We start from the raw sequence: 12,898 nt of genomic DNA, 5'->3' as shown, positions 1-12,898 counted from the left end.
GATGCGATAGGAGACAACTTGTGTCATGAACGGCAAACAAAGAATTGTAGAACAATCAAAAAAGTGGTTGAGTGAAGCCTTCATCGCTTTGATGGAAAAAGAAAATTACCGTGACATTTCCATCACAGAGATTGCCGAAAAAGCACAACTTTCTCGTAAGACTTTTTATCATTCTTTTAAAGATAAAGAAGATTTAATTGATTATTACTGTCATTGTCTTTTTGAGGGTTATTTTCAACAATTAGTCCAACAAAAGCCGCAGTCTGGTGAGATGATGCTGGATAGAACTTTTGATATTTTTCTGCATTTTTGGTGGGAACAGAGAAAAGCACTTCGATTATTAATTAGACAAGGATTATTTGATCATATGATTGTTATCTGGCAAAGCCAAGCTACACCTCATTATCGCGAGTTTGCAGCTCCTTGGCATGTTGAAGGCAGCCAGATGCAAATGGCTTATGCGATGGCCTTTCAATTAGGTGGATTGACGAATGTATTGCGCCTTTGGCTTGAACAAGAAAAACCTGAGCCACCTGAAGAAATTAAAAAAGCCATGCTTGCAGCTGCGCGCCAGTTAGCTGATAGCCTCGACCGAGAGGATAAAGCTGAATATTTCTAACAAAACGCTAGTAGCCAAATATCTGAAAATGTTAGTACAAAACCTAATTTAATGAAAGCAGGGGCAGCGAAGATGAAAAAACACTGATTTTAATATTGGATATCTGTATTCGAGTGGATTTCTTGCTTTATTGCGACACACTTTCTAGCCGACAGCCAACTAATATTCATGTGCTTTCCTTTTAGCCAAACAAGCGGCTAGAAGTTATGTTTATACAAAAAAACGCCTCCAAAAGGGAGACGTTTTTAATTTTTGCTGTTTGTTAGTTGAGCTGCTTATGGTTATCGTGTCTCACACGAACGCGCACTGGCTGGTAGCTGTAGATGATGCTGATGGGAATAACATAGATTGTATTTTTGATAATCTCAATCAGCAATTCAATCCCGCTGACAATCTTTCGATCGGCAACTTGCAAAGCAGACTGGTCAAAAGCTGAGTTCTTTTCGTGATGAAACTTGTTTAATAAACGCATCGTGTTGATTAATTTCATGTGATTCTCCTCTCGTCAGTTGATCGCTGATGCAGATATTGTATGTGCCTAAAGTAAAATGGAGATTAAATATGATCTGAAATTGAGCGATTTTACTCTAGTTTTGATTTGACAAAAACAGTCACGCTGCCTTGGTCATATCGGTGCCGCGTACTCGAAAACTCAAAGGGGATGCCTGTGTTGAGAAAAACGGTCTGTGTTACCTCTAAAACGGGATCCATGGGACCGCATTTCAGGTATTTTTCATCGTTTGAGTTTGCTTTATCTGCACTGATCTTCCTGAAGGCCGAGCCGATTTTTAACTTGAGATCATTCTGGATATAGCCATAAATAGATGCGTGCAGCACTTTATCATCAAGTCCCGGAATTACCTTGACAGGCATTTTACTGTATTCCAAAGCATAGGGTTCTTTATCAACAACTCGTTGACGAATAATATCATAGATTAATTCTTTGTCATTAAGACGCAGTGCAATCTGTTCAGAATCATTAGGATAACGAATTTCGAATTTAATTACTTGACTTTCAATTTGATGCTGGTCTCCTAAAAGTGTACTTGTACCAACATACTGATCAACGCCGAAGTCAGATTGAACAATGAGATCAGCATTTTTTGAAACAAAAGTACCCGATCCTTGGCGACTATATATCAAACCTTCGGCGCGCAATATATTTAATGATTTTTGTACTGTCATTCTGCTTGTTGAAAATCGGTTGGCCAAGTCTAATTGATCGGGGAAAGGTTGATCTTGGCTGAATTTGTGTTGACTAATATCCGATCTTAATTGATTTGCGATTTCAATGTATTTTGCCATGCACTTAACCTTTCTACGATTAATTCTGCTCCATTATGACAAATAATTGATCACAATCCAAAGAATTTATCTAATTTCAAAAATAAATGTATTTACAACATAAATAAAAGAGTTTACATATTTTCCACATGGTCATATAATTAATTTGTAATCATTGTAAGCGCTTCCAAAGAATGAATGAATGATTACAAAGAAGGAGGCAATATGGGGGAACTCAAGCAAGGCTTTTTCTGGGGCAATTCCACCTCTAGTATGCAGACGGAAGGCGCCTGGAACGAAGATGGCAAGGGCAGATCCGTTTATGACATTAAAAAGGCCGGTCCTAACCAATCTGATTGGAAGGTCGCGATTGACGAGTACCATCGTTATTCAGAAGATATTTCTCTGATGCAGGATTTGGGGATGAATTTTTATCGTTTTCAAATCTCTTGGAGCCGTGTTCAGCCCGATGGCGAAGGAGATTTCAACCAAGCTGGCATCGATTTTTATGATCGGCTGATTGACGAGCTTTTAGCTAAAGGCGTTCAACCAATGGTGTGTCTTTATCATTTTGACATGCCCTTAGCTCTTGCTGAGAAGTACAACGGTTTTGTTAGTAAAAAAGTCGTTGAAGCCTATACACGTTTTGCAAAAAAGATGGTTGATCATTTTGGTGATCGCGTGAAATATTGGCTTAGTTTCAATGAACAAAATTGTTTCAGCTTAAAATTCGCATTTACTAGCAGTGGCTATCTTCATGGCGAAGAAACGTTAAGGGAACTGTATCAGATTCAGCATAATACTATGCTGGCTCATGCTCGTTTGGCGAATTACATTCACTCGCAAAAACCGGATCTAAAAATTGGCGGCATGCTGGCTTTTCAAGAAGTGTATCCTGCATCGTCTTTGCCAGCGGATGTGGAAGCTGCGCGTAAATTTATGACTTTCGGTGATTTCAATCTGCTTAACGTGTTTGTTAAAGGCCAATATTTACCTGAAGTCACGTCCTTTATGGTTCAGAAACACCTCGATGACATTTTAGAACCGAGCGAGCTTGCTGAAATTGCTCAGACACGCAGCGATTTTATCAGCTTCAGTTATTACACAAGCACGACCATTTCTGCGGCAAAAATTCCGATCGCAACCGTACCGAATTTTTATGGTGATTTTGGTGCCGAACTCAATCCGGCTCTTCGCACAAATGAGTGGGGATGGCAGATCGATCCGGAAGGTTTTTACGGTATTTTGATGGACCTTTATAATCGTACCAATCTACCCATCTTTCCAATAGAAAATGGCATTGGTATGCGTGAGGTGTGGGATGGCGAGCATCAAATTGACGATGATTATCGCATCGACTATCATCGTTTGCACATTCAGGCATTGAAACGTGCTGTTAAAGATGGTGCTGATGTGATCGGCTATCTCGGTTGGGGCCTGATTGATATTCCGAGTTCAAAAGGGGATGTCGAAAAAAGATATGGCCTCGTGTACGTGAATCGCAGTAATCATGATCTCCGTGATTTGAAGCGGGTACCAAAGAAGAGCTATGCCTGGTTTCAACGAGTAACGCGTTCCAATGGCGAAGATCTCTAAAAAGGAGGTAATTTCAATGAACGAATCTGAGAACAAAGCTCAAGGAAAACGATTTTTGGATAAGTTTTCTGAAGTTTCGGCTAAAATCGGTAACGAGGTTCACCTGCGTTCCTTGCGTGACGCTTTCGCGACAATTATGCCTTTGTTCATTTTAGCTGGATTAGCAGTATTGATTAATAATGTTATTTTTCCTTTTGTTGCAAAAGGACAGGCATTGGCCAATTTGCAGTTTTGGGGAAATATGGTTACTAACGGGACACTTAATATTGCTGGACTCGTATTGGCACCTGTGATTGGTTTTACTCTGGCACGAAATAAAGGCTTCACAAACGGATTGCTGGCTGCAGTCATAGCGCTCTCGAGCCTCATTATCGTCATGCCATTTACTCTTTCAGTCCTACCGAATGGTGCAAAAAAGGCCGTTGATTTGACTGGTGTGCTGAGTTTTTCAAATCTAGGCACGACTGGCATGTTCGCCGGTATTATTATTGGTTTGGTCGCGACTGAAATTTTTATTCGATTGTCAAAGATTAAGCATCTGAAGATTAATATTGGCGGTAATGTGCCGCCATCGGTATCAGCTTCTTTTAGCGACATGATTCCAGTCATTCTGACTCTCAGCCTCATGGCTTTGCTCTCAGCCTTGTTACTGGTTCTTGGGAAGACGAATCTCATTGCACTGATTACGAATATTATTCAGGAACCTCTCCGGAGCTTTAATACTAGCTTACCGGGGATGCTATTCATTTATAGCTGCGGCAATTTCCTGTTCACTTTGGGAATTCATCAAACAGTTATCAATGGTACCTTGCTGGATCCGGTTCTGTTGATCAACATGAATAAAAACATGGCCGCTTATGCTGCCCATCAACAGATTCCTTACATTTTGACAAACACTTTCCGTGATACATTTGGCATGATTGGCGGAACAGGATCAACTCTATGTTTGTTGATTGCGATCTTTATCTTTTCTCGCAACCGTGTCAGCAAAAACGTTGCAAGTTTGGCATCTGCACCTGGTATTTTCAACATCAATGAACCCGTCATTTTCGGTTATCCCATTGTCTTCAATATTCCGATGATGATTCCTTTTGTTCTCCAACCTGTTATCGGCATTTTGATTGCTTATTTCTTTACAACAATCGGTTGGATGAGTCGAGTAGTTGTCTTAATTCCTTGGACAACACCACCATTGCTGAGTGCCTATTTGGCCACTGCTGGTGATTGGCGAGCGGTCTTGGTGCAATTGCTGATCATTATCCTAGGTGTTCTTTTCTACATTCCTTTCATGAAAATCAGTGAAAGAGTCATGGCTAAAGAAGCTGCTTTGGAAACACAAAAGTAAGTTTCTGAAGAAATTAATTAAGGCAATCATACGATTGTCTTTTTTTATGCAAAAAGCTACACTGAGCTTATTTGTGTGACAACATTTCTGGGATAAATGGTCATCAAGCGGGGGAGTATGTTCAAAAATAAGCTGGTATTGTTAGCAAGTTTATTCATAAATATGGGCATTGTGCTGATTATGCCGATCACGACTTTGTTCATCCATCGGACACTTGGCAAAAGTCTGCTGATCGCCGGATTTGTATTGATGGCATTCTCGCTGGCTCAGATGGCCGGCAATTTGCTCGGCGGTTTTCTCTTTGATCGCTGGCAGCCCAAACAATCGATGTATCTGGGCGGGGCGATCACGGTTGTGTCACTGGCCTTGATCACGATCTTTCCGATCTGGCTGACATATTCCTTATTGGTTGCCACTTATGGTTTTGGCCTGGGCATTTTAAACGCGAACGTTAACGGCTATCTGGCTTTTTTGAAAAAAGACGATCCGCAGATTTTTAACAACAATTATTGGCTGGCTAGTCTGGGATCAGGTCTGGCGAGTTTTCTTTCTGGTATTTTGTTTGGCATCAACGTCCGCCTGGTCTTTGGATTTTCGACAATTCTTTTCATTTTGACTTTAATTCTCGTCAGGTTGAGCATTCATCCAGTAGAGAAGAACACGAAACTAAATAATTCCAAAGCCCAAAAAACTCATTCTTTTCCGCACCTTTGGCCGGTTGTTTTAGTCTGCTTGAGCTTTGTGATTGCTTGGATGGGCTATGAACAGTGGGACACGAACATTTCCACTTTTATGATTTCACAAGGCATTTCAGTGCAGGCATATAGTGTGCTCTTCACGATTAACGCGATCGTGCTGCTGATTATTCAGCCGATAACGAAAATCGTTTTCAGAGATACTTTCCGCGCAGATAAATGGCGGATTATTTCCGGGATTGTCATGTTTTCCTTCTCGTACTTAGTCATCATTGATGCCAGCAATTATTGGCAATTTGTTGTGGGAATTGTCATTTTGACTTTTGGCGAAATCTTAGCTTTTCCGGCGATTCCGTCCATGCTGAACCGCTTTGCGACTGACGAAAATCGCGGTCGTATTCAATCTTTCGGCAGTCTGGCCGGATCATTAGGGCGTGCAATCGGCCCTGCAATTGGCGGCTTTTTGGTAACGAGTTTTAGCTATCCGAGCTTGTTTGTCACGGTTTTTCTGCTGCATATTCTTATCGCCATTGTCCTGCTGTCTTTAAAAAGACACAAAAAGGCTCCGGTTTAAGAGCCTTGGTCCTGATTTTCAGTTTCTGTTCGAATCAGATCAATTCGACTGCTTTCACTAATAAACAGCGGGACGGTTTCTTCAACGAATTCACTAAATTCTAGTCCATACCAAGCTGGCTGAGAGGCTGTGATCCGTTGCAAGAAAAGCCGGCCGGAAATTAAAAACTTATCGAGACGTTTGATATTCGGCAAAAAATTTAAGTCCTGTACACGCTGATTTAATAACACGAATCTGAAATCACCGACTTGCCGGTCAGGAATCGTCGAATAACGGGGAACCTGGCGGTCAATCACATCGGCCTCGATCAAGTCGTTGACAATCCGTCTTAGGTAACGTGTGATGTGCTGAGATTTTTTAAAACCCAAATACAGCTGAACGTCAACAATGTTTCTTGTACCCAGCATGTCGACTGTATAGCTGGCACCGTAAGGATAGTCAGTCTGATTGACTGTGAAGAACCAATAGACTTTAGCCCTTTTAGGCCGTTCATCAAAGATCGAGTACAAAACATGCCGTTTAATCTGGTAATTGTCTTTGACCCGGTTCATGTAAATCAGATTTGTTGCGTACAGAGGCAGCGAATTGTCATCACTAAGTTGCTGGAGCTTGGGCGTTGCTTCTTTTAAAGACAGGTATTGGCTGTCAGCGGTATAAGAACGTCTGATTTCGTTGCCAAAATGCCAGAAGATCATGACCATGAGAATGACAAGTGTGATTAGCAGAGTCAGATAGCCGCCGTGGACAAATTTGATCAGACTTGAAATCAAGAAGACGCCCTCCAAGAATCCAAAAAAGATCACGAAGACACTGGCTAACAGGCGATGTTTATTCATCATGAGAAACTGGTGAAGCAGCAGCGTTGTCATCAGCATCGTCACGGTGATGGCCAAACCGTAAGCGGCTTCCATATGATCCGAGGTCTGAAAAAGCCAGACGATTATCAGTGTCGTGAGGCACAGCAGCCAGTTTACGCTGGCAATATAGGATTGGCTTTTGATTTTGCCAGGATAGGTGATTTTAAGTCTCGGCAACAGTTTGAGGCCGATGGCTTCGCTGACTAGCGTAAAGGAACCCGTGATCAGTGCTTGTGAGGCAATAATCGCAGCAATTGTCGCAATAATGATTGCTGCGGCATGCCAATCAGCCGGCAGCATACTATAAAAAGGATTAGCTTCGCCGATACTGTTTTTATTCTGAGAAATAACCCAAGCACCTTGGCCAAAGTAACTGAGCATGAGGCTAAGATAGACCAGAGGCCAAGTACGATAAATGTTGGCTTTTCCGACGTGGCCCATATCAGAATACAAGGCCTCGGCACCAGTGGTCGCTAAAAAGATGCTACCGAGAATGAAAAATCCCATTTTATTATCAGGGCTGAATAAGACTTGGATACCATAAATTGGTGAGAGAGCTTTGAGTATTTCCCAGTGGCCGAACAGATTGATCAGCCCGAAAATGCCAATAAAAGAGAACCAAATCAGCATCAGAGGGCCAAAAAGTTTGCCGATTGACGAAGCACCTAAACGTTGGAAGAGAAAAACAAACAATAAAATGATTGTCACGGTCAAAATGACCGGCCACTGAGATTGGCCGAAACGAACGATACCAATCTGCTCGCCTTTTAATCCTTCAATTGCAGAAGTGACCGTGACGGCTGGCGTCAAAGTGCCATCGGCTAATAGGGCAGCTCCACCAATTAAGGCCGGCAGGATCAGCCATTTTGCTCTATTTCTGACAAGCGCGTACAAGGAAAAGATGCCGCCTTCATGGTGGTTATCCGCTTGCATGGCCAGCAGCACATATTTGATTGTCGTGATCAGCATTAGTGTCCAGAAAATGAGTGACAAACAACCGATGATGTAGGTACTGTCGGCGTTTTTCAAGCCACCTGCATTTGACACAATTGCATTCATTACATACAGAGGCGAGGTACCAATGTCGCCGTAGACGATGCCTAAGGCGATCAAACCACCAATCGTTTTTTTGCTGAAATGATTTTTATTTTTCATCCGTTAATCCTTAAATGAGATATCCAGAATATGGATCATATTAACACTAATTGCGATTAGACTAAAAAACAGCCGAAGCCGTTTTACTGTTTGATTAAGGCATCTTGATCGACATTTCCGAGTAATTTATTAGCAAAACGCATCAATTCTTGCCATTCTTGTGACGATAACTGGCTGCGGTCTAATAATACTTTTGGTGAATCCTGTGCTCTTCGCGCTTTTTTCTGCCGGCTTCAGTCAGACTCGCATAGACAATCCGTTCATCGTCTTGTTCGCGCGTCCGCGTTAGTAATTCGGCTTTTTCCATACGCTTCAGTAAAGGGGTAATTGTGCCGCTATCTAGTTCCAAATATTGACCAAGCCGTTTAACCGTTAAATCATCATGTTCGTATAAAATCACGAGTGCCAGATATTGCGGATAGGTTAGGTCCATCTCTGCCAAACTCGGGTGGTACAAACGCTGGATAGCTCTGGAAGTGGCATGAAGAATGGAACACAAGTGATCATCTAAAGGAAGTAAGTCGTCGTTTTTCCAGAATATTCTGGTTCTCCGGAAGCACAATATCCAACTGCAATCGAACAGAATTTCGCAACGCTGCAGAAATTATCTGATTGGCAGGACCAAGAGAATTTGGACTTGAGCCGTCTGACTGTAGCTGGCGATTCAGTCGGTGGCAATATGTCGACAGTCATGACAATTTTGGCCAAACAGCGTGGTGGCCAGAAAATTAATCAGCAGCTGCTTTATTATCCTGTGACCGATGCTGCGATGGACACAGTCTCTTATGACGAATTTGGTGATAACTACTATCTGACCAAAGAGGGGATGCTCTGGTTCCGGAATCAATATACGACTGACGAAAAAGCTCGTGCCGAAATTACAGCTTCGCCGCTGCGTGCCAGTTTAGAAGATTTGGCAGATTTACCGGCAGCCATGATTCTGACTGACGAAGCAGATGTCTTGCGTGATGAAGGCGAAGCTTATGCGCGCAGGCTGCGTGATGCTGGTGTTGAAGTAACGCAAGTTCGTTTTCAAGGTATGATTCATGATTTCGTGATGCTGAATACTTTGGATCAGACTTGGGCTGCTCGTGCGGCCATGGACTTGTCAACTGATTGGATAAACAAAAAGAATCAAAGGTAACTTCTTTATGCTTTTTATTAAAAAACTCCTTATTTGATTAAGGAGTTTTTTAATGATCTCTTCTGGCCCGCAAGGATGACAGGATGGAAACGGAATCAACCACTTCTTGCAAAGCGGCTCCAAATAAGGCGGGGATGACGCCGGTGCTGGCGACAAGCATCAAGAAAACACAGATGCCGATGCCGATCAGTACAGATTGCCGAGCGATTCTCATCGTGTCTTGCGAGATATCGACGGCTTCAGCAACACGCGACAAGTCGTCCTTTAAAATAACGGCATCAGCACTTTCGCTGGCGGCAGTTGATCCGTGAGCACCCATGGCGATACCGACATCCGCAGCGGCCAAAGCAGGGGCATCATTGACGCCATCACCGACCATGATAATTGGTTTGTATTGTTTGGGAATATTATTGATCAGGCTGATCTTATCTTCAGGCAGGCACTGGGCATGGATCTCATCAAGTGCCAGTCCGGCTGCAATCTTATCGGCGACAGGCTGCTGATCACCAGTCAGCATGATTAGTTTGGACAATCCCAATTCTTTTAGCCGAGCCAGTGTCGCTTTGGCTTCAGGTCTGACTGTGTCTTTAAAGGTAATTGAGCCAGCGTATTTACCATCAATTGAGACATAGACGGCCGTCTGATCCGGTAGATCTGTGGCTGGATTTTGGGCAAACGCGGCTTTACCGACAGCGATTTGCTGGCTGGCAACTTCAGCTTTAATCCCTTGTCCTGTGACTTCGGCTAAGTTTGTGACAGGCAGCAAGTGGATTTTTTTATTTTTAGCATCGGTCAATAATGAACGGGCCAGGATATGCGACGAATCCTGCTCGGCACTGGCTGCTAGAATCAGCAGGCGGTCTGGTGAAAGTGTCGAATCCGAAGACTTGATTTGGTCAACGAGCAAACTGCCGGCCGTAATCGTACCTGTCTTATCAAGGGCGGCACTTTTGGCTTTCGCTAATTTTTCAATTGTCGTCCCGTTTTTAACAACGATGCCTTTACGGCTGGAACGGCTCATACCAGCGACTAATGCGACTGGGGCGGCTAAAATCAAAGGGCAGGGTGAAGCCACGACCAGCACTTCAGCAAATCGGACCGGGTCCTTAGCGAGAAACCAGGCAATGCCGCCAATCAAGTAAGCAATCAGGGTGAAGGGTACCGCATAATGGTCAGCAAGCCTAACAAAATGTGCCGGCTTGGCTTCAGATTCCTTGACTAAGCGGACCAGCCTTTGATATTGGCTGTCTGCAGCAATTTTCGTGACGCGAAACTGCAAAGCGCCATCACCATTAACGGATCCGGACATCAGCATATCATCAGCATCTTTTGCAACGGCTCGAGATTCGCCAGTTAAAGATGATTCGTCAACAGTCGATTCGCCGGAAATCACCATGCCATCAACTGGCACTGTCTCACCAGGTTTGACAAGAACGATGTCGCCGATTTGAACAGCTTCGACTTGCAGATCGATTGTTTGCTGATCGCTTATTTTATGTGCCGTATGCGGCGAGTTGTCCAACAAAGACCGGAGTTCACGAGATGCCTGGCGGCTGGCATAATCTTCCAAACTGTCACCGCCGGTCAGCATAATCAAGACGATCAGGCTGGCCCAATATTCACCAACGGCCAAGGTCGCCACGATGGCTGTAATGGCCAGGATGTCGACACCGTATTTACCACTGCGGATGGTTTTAATCATACCGATCAGCATGGAAATCGTGGTCAGGCCACCGGCCAGCAAGATCAGCCAGAAGGCGACATCATCGGCTCCAAAAACAAATTGGCTGATTAGGGCAATCACGCCGATAATCAGCGCCAACATAAATTTTCTAAAATTAGTCACTTAACTCCCCTTAAGTTTCAAGACATATTAGCATATTGACCTGAGGCAAAAAATGAGAAAAATACAGATTATTTGTGAAAAATGGGTTCGATGCCCCGAACAGGAGTCGAACTCACAAAAAAACAAGTCTCATGACTTGTTTTTCTTATGGATAAATCCGTCTTTTTTAAATGCGCGATAAGTGTTGATGGCACCGAAAAAAATCAGAAAGGCCGATGCAATGATCCCAGTCATGTATTTGCCCAACGTGCTCAGGACATCCGGCTGCTGTGAAAAAATCAGTAAATTCACCGTAAAGACCAGGAAGAGGGTTATAAAAATGTCAAGAATATCAAAGGCTAGATGTAGCCGCCGCCGGCGTTTTTCTTTTGTCACTTTGTCAGTCATTGCATTTCCTCCCTGATGCCACCAGTATAGTGCGATCCACATCAAAAATCAGCGTCGCATCTAATTCTGCCGCCGATTACTTATAATGAAGCAAAGGGGAAACACAGCCATGTCAAAAAGTAGGTTAGAAGCTTTCGGCAACGGCGTTTTTGCCATTATTATCACGATCATGGTCTTAGAATTGCGTGTGCCTGCTTCCGGCCAATGGCAGGAGCTGTTTCAAACGCAATTTCTCGACACAATCAGCTCCTATTTTTTTAGTTTTCTATTTATCGCCAGCTTTTGGGTCAGCCACCACACGATATTATCGCGCCGATTCAGATTGTCGATAAGACCTTGCTTTGGGTCAATGTCTTGATGCTTTTTCCGATCAGCCTGCTGCCTTTTGTCACCGCTTGGCACAGCAATTTCCCGACCATGGCCGCGCCGAATTTCAGCTATGTCTTCATCTACGTCTTATCGGTCTTGGGACTTTATATACTGGGCAAGACGGCCGTCAACCGTGTGAAACAGTCCGAACAGCAGCAGTGCCGGCAGACGAATCATGTCAGATTCTGGCTCGTTATTTTCGGAGTCGCAGCCTGTTTTTTGACGCTGCTGATACCGGAAATTGCCAGTTTTTCAGTACTGGGCGTGCTGCTGTTTTGGATCCTGCTTCCTTATATATACCGTCTTGTATACCGTCTTGTGGGGAAAGGGCACAACTAAAAAAGCACCGTGCTCACTTTATTAGTGGTCGATGCTGAACAACAATTTGTAACGGTAAATGATATCCGCTAATTCCTCACGGGAAACGTGATCTGCCACATCGTTATCTGTCACGTGACGTGCCTGCAGGTCTAAGGCAATCGTCTGATCCAATAAAATTTTGCCATGGACAGCTGAACTGCTGGTTAAGTGATAATACATTGGAAAATCTCGCTGAGTAGAACTGATTGGCGCCACGATTGTCATATTGCTTGTCTGACAGACGAGGTCATTACTCAAAGCAATGGCAGGGCGCCGATTCATTTGTTCGTGCCCGCGGCTAGGATTGAAGTTCACGAAGAAAATATCACCTTGAGTCACCATGGTAATTCATTACCTTGAGATTCTCCCCAATCCAGTTCCTGATCACGTTGATGGTCGTCTTGCCAATTAGCAAACAATTCATGAATATCACTCGCTTTTTCTTCTGTTGGAGTCAGCACGATGGCATTGTTTTCAATCGTTACGGTCAAAGCTTGATTATCTTTCAGACCCAGTTGTGCGATTACTTGACTAGGAATTCTAGCCGCTTTAGAGTGGCCCCACTGGGAAATTTTGCTTTGTTCTTTAAGTGTTTTCATCTTCTTAGCCCCCTGCATATCTATTAACTAAAGTATACACTATGTAGATACAATTGAGTTTGTTGAAT

The 12,898-nt window shown here is 43.5% G+C and carries 14 protein-coding genes and 1 pseudogene; 7 read left to right on the top strand and 8 right to left on the bottom strand.

The annotated features are described in order from the left end of the window. Window positions 1–25 precede the first annotated feature (25 nt). On the top strand, window positions 26–619 hold the full coding sequence (locus NRF22_RS02500) for a TetR/AcrR family transcriptional regulator (protein WP_263779092.1): 594 nt from the start codon (window positions 26–28) through the stop codon (window positions 617–619). A gap of 262 nt (window positions 620–881) precedes the next feature. Here NRF22_RS02500 and NRF22_RS02495 read toward each other — a convergent pair whose 3' ends face one another. Then, window positions 882–1,109: a hypothetical protein gene (locus NRF22_RS02495; protein ID WP_263779091.1), complete on the bottom strand. Its 228-nt coding sequence runs from the start codon at window positions 1,107–1,109 to the stop codon at window positions 882–884. Between the two features lie 92 nt (window positions 1,110–1,201). Then, window positions 1,202–1,924, bottom strand: a complete 723-nt coding sequence (locus NRF22_RS02490; protein WP_263779090.1) for a GntR family transcriptional regulator — start codon at window positions 1,922–1,924, stop codon at window positions 1,202–1,204. Between the two features lie 204 nt (window positions 1,925–2,128). Here NRF22_RS02490 and NRF22_RS02485 point away from each other — a divergent pair, with 204 nt between their 5' ends. The 3 genes from NRF22_RS02485 (at window position 2,129) to NRF22_RS02475 (ending at window position 6,113) form a co-directional block, all read left to right on the top strand. After that, window positions 2,129–3,499: a glycoside hydrolase family 1 protein gene (locus NRF22_RS02485; RefSeq protein ID WP_007746187.1), complete on the top strand. Its 1,371-nt coding sequence runs from the start codon at window positions 2,129–2,131 to the stop codon at window positions 3,497–3,499. 16 nt (window positions 3,500–3,515) lie between these two features. Continuing rightward, entirely contained in the window at window positions 3,516–4,844 is a 1,329-nt protein-coding gene (locus tag NRF22_RS02480; protein WP_263779088.1) for a PTS sugar transporter subunit IIC, read from the top strand. A gap of 117 nt (window positions 4,845–4,961) precedes the next feature. Continuing rightward, window positions 4,962–6,113: an MFS transporter gene (locus tag NRF22_RS02475; RefSeq protein WP_263779087.1), complete on the top strand. Its 1,152-nt coding sequence runs from the start codon at window positions 4,962–4,964 to the stop codon at window positions 6,111–6,113. On the opposite strand, the gene NRF22_RS02470 is transcribed toward NRF22_RS02475, so the two are convergent. After that, a complete protein-coding gene (locus NRF22_RS02470) occupies window positions 6,110–8,125 on the bottom strand; it encodes a KUP/HAK/KT family potassium transporter (protein WP_263779086.1) in 2,016 nt (671 codons plus the stop codon). The genes NRF22_RS02475 and NRF22_RS02470 overlap by 4 nt on opposite strands. Window positions 8,126–8,306: 181 nt before the next feature. Continuing rightward, window positions 8,307–8,624, bottom strand: coding sequence for a MarR family winged helix-turn-helix transcriptional regulator (locus tag NRF22_RS02465; RefSeq protein WP_263779085.1), 318 nt, complete (start codon window positions 8,622–8,624; stop codon window positions 8,307–8,309). A gap of 21 nt (window positions 8,625–8,645) precedes the next feature. Here NRF22_RS02465 and NRF22_RS02460 point away from each other — a divergent pair. Continuing rightward, window positions 8,646–9,269: pseudogene (locus tag NRF22_RS02460) on the top strand (alpha/beta hydrolase); the annotation flags it as partial. 49 nt (window positions 9,270–9,318) lie between these two features. Here the strand turns inward: NRF22_RS02460 and NRF22_RS02455 are convergent. Next, window positions 9,319–11,115, bottom strand: a complete 1,797-nt coding sequence (locus NRF22_RS02455; protein WP_263779084.1) for a heavy metal translocating P-type ATPase — start codon at window positions 11,113–11,115, stop codon at window positions 9,319–9,321. Between the two features lie 129 nt (window positions 11,116–11,244). After that, window positions 11,245–11,502 (bottom strand): hypothetical protein, encoded by a 258-nt coding sequence (locus tag NRF22_RS02450; RefSeq protein WP_263779083.1) that lies wholly within the window; start codon window positions 11,500–11,502, stop codon window positions 11,245–11,247. A gap of 85 nt (window positions 11,503–11,587) precedes the next feature. Here NRF22_RS02450 and NRF22_RS08880 point away from each other — a divergent pair, with 85 nt between their 5' ends. Continuing rightward, on the top strand, window positions 11,588–11,860 hold the full coding sequence (locus NRF22_RS08880; protein WP_412178708.1) for a TMEM175 family protein: 273 nt from the start codon (window positions 11,588–11,590) through the stop codon (window positions 11,858–11,860). Then, window positions 11,785–12,210: a hypothetical protein gene (locus tag NRF22_RS02445; protein WP_263779082.1), complete on the top strand. Its 426-nt coding sequence runs from the start codon at window positions 11,785–11,787 to the stop codon at window positions 12,208–12,210. Before NRF22_RS08880 ends, NRF22_RS02445 begins: the two co-directional genes overlap by 76 nt. Window positions 12,211–12,231: 21 nt before the next feature. On the opposite strand, the gene NRF22_RS02440 is transcribed toward NRF22_RS02445, so the two are convergent. Both NRF22_RS02440 and NRF22_RS02435 read right to left on the bottom strand, forming a co-directional pair. Further along, the gene (locus NRF22_RS02440) at window positions 12,232–12,573 is read right to left on the bottom strand and encodes a type II toxin-antitoxin system PemK/MazF family toxin (protein WP_263779081.1); all 342 of its coding nucleotides are present in this window, start codon (window positions 12,571–12,573) and stop codon (window positions 12,232–12,234) included. Next, window positions 12,567–12,830, bottom strand: a complete 264-nt coding sequence (locus NRF22_RS02435; protein ID WP_263779079.1) for an AbrB/MazE/SpoVT family DNA-binding domain-containing protein — start codon at window positions 12,828–12,830, stop codon at window positions 12,567–12,569. Before NRF22_RS02435 ends, NRF22_RS02440 begins: the two co-directional genes overlap by 7 nt. Between the last annotated feature and the right edge of the window lie 68 nt (window positions 12,831–12,898).

This window comes from Oenococcus kitaharae, from assembly GCF_025758695.1.
Taxonomy (GTDB): Bacteria; Bacillota; Bacilli; order Lactobacillales; family Lactobacillaceae; genus Oenococcus; species Oenococcus kitaharae_A.
This window is presented reverse-complemented; position numbering and strand designations above follow the sequence as displayed.

Excerpts from the sequence above, each read along its gene's own strand:
- NRF22_RS02440 (WP_263779081.1), bottom strand. The coding sequence starts at position 12,573 with ATGGTGACTCAAGGTGATATTTTCTTCGTGAACTTCAATCCTAGCCGC.
- NRF22_RS02480 (WP_263779088.1), top strand. The coding sequence starts at position 3,516 with ATGAACGAATCTGAGAACAAAGCTCAAGGAAAACGATTTTTGGATAAG.
- NRF22_RS02485 (WP_007746187.1), top strand. The coding sequence starts at position 2,129 with ATGGGGGAACTCAAGCAAGGCTTTTTCTGGGGCAATTCCACCTCTAGT.
- NRF22_RS02435 (WP_263779079.1), bottom strand. The coding sequence starts at position 12,830 with ATGAAAACACTTAAAGAACAAAGCAAAATTTCCCAGTGGGGCCACTCT.
- NRF22_RS02470 (WP_263779086.1), bottom strand. The coding sequence starts at position 8,125 with ATGAAAAATAAAAATCATTTCAGCAAAAAAACGATTGGTGGTTTGATC.
- NRF22_RS08880 (WP_412178708.1), top strand. The coding sequence starts at position 11,588 with ATGAAGCAAAGGGGAAACACAGCCATGTCAAAAAGTAGGTTAGAAGCT.
- NRF22_RS02495 (WP_263779091.1), bottom strand. The coding sequence starts at position 1,109 with ATGAAATTAATCAACACGATGCGTTTATTAAACAAGTTTCATCACGAA.
- NRF22_RS02475 (WP_263779087.1), top strand. The coding sequence starts at position 4,962 with ATGTTCAAAAATAAGCTGGTATTGTTAGCAAGTTTATTCATAAATATG.
- NRF22_RS02490 (WP_263779090.1), bottom strand. The coding sequence starts at position 1,924 with ATGGCAAAATACATTGAAATCGCAAATCAATTAAGATCGGATATTAGT.
- NRF22_RS02500 (WP_263779092.1), top strand. The coding sequence starts at position 26 with ATGAACGGCAAACAAAGAATTGTAGAACAATCAAAAAAGTGGTTGAGT.
- NRF22_RS02450 (WP_263779083.1), bottom strand. The coding sequence starts at position 11,502 with ATGACTGACAAAGTGACAAAAGAAAAACGCCGGCGGCGGCTACATCTA.